Origin of the sequence: Delftia sp. ZNC0008, assembly GCF_000799035.1 — a bacterium.
Lineage (GTDB): Bacteria > Pseudomonadota > Gammaproteobacteria > Burkholderiales > Burkholderiaceae_C > Comamonas > Comamonas tsuruhatensis.
On the sequence record NZ_JTKZ01000051.1, the window covers coordinates 1 to 2,683 of the forward strand.

A 2,683-nucleotide genomic window follows, 5' to 3' on the forward strand; every position below is an offset into this window, starting at 1 on the left:
CCATGTTGGGGGCCTCGCCAATGGCTTGCAGCGTGTGGCGGCGCACATGGTGCCAGTACAGGGCATTGGCGCCCAGGCCGGGAATGGCAATCGCCATCAGCACCAGCGTGGCATCGATGCCGTGGGCAATGGCCGGGGGCAGGCCCAGCGCGGGGCGCAGCAGCAGGCCCCAGACCAGGCCCGTGCCGCCGGCGGCCAGCGCGTAGAGGCCGCCCTCTTGCCACAGCCCGCGCAGCCCGCACCAGGGCAGGGTGAACAGGCCTGCGGCCAGGTTCCAGGTGGGCAGGGGCTTGCCCAGCGCGTCGAAGCGCTCGAACAGGCGCAGGTAGTAGTCGCGCGAGGGCTCGCCAATCAGGCTGGCGTACAGGCCGGGCATCAGGCCTGCGCCCTGGCCACCGGTGAAGCTGGTCGTGCCGGAATTCGTGCCGGAACTTGCGCCGGGGGCCGCCCTTTCGTCGGCGGCCGGGCTGTCATCGCCGTGCTGCAGCGCATAGGCTGCGGCGGCGAAGGCGCTGGCGATCGAGGGCGGCAGCTTGCTGGGGCTCTTGGCGGTGCCGGGCTCGGCAAAGGCGGGCTCCTGCCGTGCAGGGGCCGCCTGCCTTCCGAAGTCGATGGTGGCGGGAGGTGCTGAGAGGGCTTCTTCCGATGGGGCGGGCATGTCAGCAATTGTGTCATGCACTCGTGGCTGTCGGAATCACGACATTCGTGGCTATCGATCGGGCGAATCCATCGCGCCCGATCGATTGGAGGCTGCTGTCAGCCCTGGCGCGCGGGCAGCACCGTGGCGCGGCACTCGCCGAAGCCGATGCGCGCGGCGCCCGGCTTCTCGCACCAGCCGCGCAGGATCACGGCATCGCCATCCTGCAGGAAGGTGCGGCTCTCGCCATTGGCCAGCGCCACGGGCTTCTTGCCGCCTTCGGTCAGCTCCAGCAGAGCGCCGGCCTCGCTGGAGGTGGGGCCGGACAGCGTGCCCGTGCCCAGCAGGTCACCGGGCTGCAGGTCGCAGCCGTTGACGCTGTGGTGGGCCACCAACTGGGCCATGGTCCAGTAGGCGTGGCGGTAGCTGGTGTGGGTGATCTGCTGGGCGGCCTGGCCTTCGGCGCGCATGCGGCCGGTCTCCAGCGCCACGCTCAGCTGCACGTCGAACGCGCCGCGCTCGGAATTGGCGGGCGAGCTGAGGTAGGGCAGGGGCTGGGGATCTGCGGCGGGCCGCGTGAACGCCGTGCGATAGGGCTCCAGCGCCTCCAGCGTCACGATCCAGGGCGAGACCGTGGTGGCGAAGTTCTTCGACAGGAAGGGGCCCAGCGGCTGGTATTCCCAGGCCTGGATGTCGCGCGCCGACCAGTCGTTGAGCAGGCACAGGCCGAAGATGTGGTGTTCGGCCTCGTCCATGGAAATCGCCTCGCCCCAGGCGTTGCCGGCGCCGGTGTAGATGCCCATCTCCAGCTCGTAGTCCAGGCGTGCGCAGGGCTTGAGTGCGGGCGCGGCGGCGTCGGGCGCCTTCAGCTGGCCCATGGGGCGGCGGAAGTCCACGCCCGACACGCGCAGGCTGGAGGCGCGGCCGTGGTAGCCAATCGGCACCCACTTGTAGTTCTCCATCAGCGGGTTGTCCGGGCGGAACAGCTTGCCGACGTTGGTGGCGTGGTGCACCGAGGTATAGAAGTCCGTGTAGTCGCCGACCTGGGCCGGCACGGCGTACTCCACCTCGGCCTGGGGTAGCAGGCAATCCTTGAGGGCGTCCTGCGCGGCAGCACCTGCGCGCAGCGCGCGCGACAGCGCCAGGCGCAGGGCCGACCAGGCGGCCGGCCCCATGGCCATGAAGCCGTTCAGGCGCTGCTGCGAAGCGGCCTCCAGCTGCGGCTGCACGGCATCGCCCAGCGCCTTGAGGGCGCTTGCGCGCGCCAGGTCCAGCACCTGGTCGCCGATGGCCACGCCGCCGCGCCAGGCCTCCTGGCTGCCTGCGCGGCGGAACACCGCGTAGGGCAGGTTCTGGATGGGGAAGTCGCTGGCGCCGGTGTTGGCCGAGGCCACCCAGCTGCGCAGGCCTGCGTCATGGGTTTCGTTCAAGGACATCTGTCTCTCCTGGTTGGGTTTGTCTGTCGTTGGTATGAAAAGGGGTTTGGCGGGGCAGGGCGAGGCGTGGCGGGGTCAGGCGGCGGCAAAGCCGCCGTCCATGTTCCAGTGTGCGCCGCGCACCTGGGCGGCCTGCTCGCTGGCCAGGAAACCGGCCAGCGCCGCCACCTGCTCCACGGTCACGAAGGCCTGGGAGGGCTGCTTGGCGCCCAGCAGCTGGCGGGCCGCCGCGTCGGCATCCAGCCCCTCGCGCGCGGCCAGCGCATCGATCTGCCGTTGCACCAGCGGCGTCAGCACCCAGCCCGGGCAGATGGCGTTGCAGGTCACGGGCGTGGTCGCGAACTCCAGCGCCACCGACTTGGTCAGCCCGATCAGCCCGTGCTTGCTGGACACATAGGCCGGCTTGCGCGCCACGCCCACCAGCCCGCTGACCGAGGCGATATTGATGATGCGGCCCCAGCCGCGCTCCAGCATCTGCGGCGCGCATGCCTGGATGGCGTGGAAGGGGGCCGACAGGTTGACGGCCAGCAGCTCGTCCCACTTGCCGGCCGGGAATTCGAGCAGCGGGCTCACATGCTGCATGCCTGCGTTGTTGACCAGGATGTCGATG

Annotated in this window: 2 protein-coding genes and 1 pseudogene; all 3 read right to left on the reverse strand. The window is 70.4% G+C overall.

The annotated features are described in order from the left end of the window. Window positions 1–658 (reverse strand): annotated as a pseudogene (locus L995_RS01490) (DUF2628 domain-containing protein); the annotation flags it as partial. 98 nt (window positions 659–756) lie between these two features. Further along, window positions 757–2,073, reverse strand: a complete 1,317-nt coding sequence (gene fahA / locus L995_RS01495; RefSeq protein WP_047468462.1) for a fumarylacetoacetase — start codon at window positions 2,071–2,073, stop codon at window positions 757–759. A gap of 75 nt (window positions 2,074–2,148) precedes the next feature. After that, window positions 2,149–2,683: SDR family NAD(P)-dependent oxidoreductase (locus tag L995_RS01500; protein WP_047468464.1), on the reverse strand; the 535-nt coding region annotated here is incomplete at its 5' end.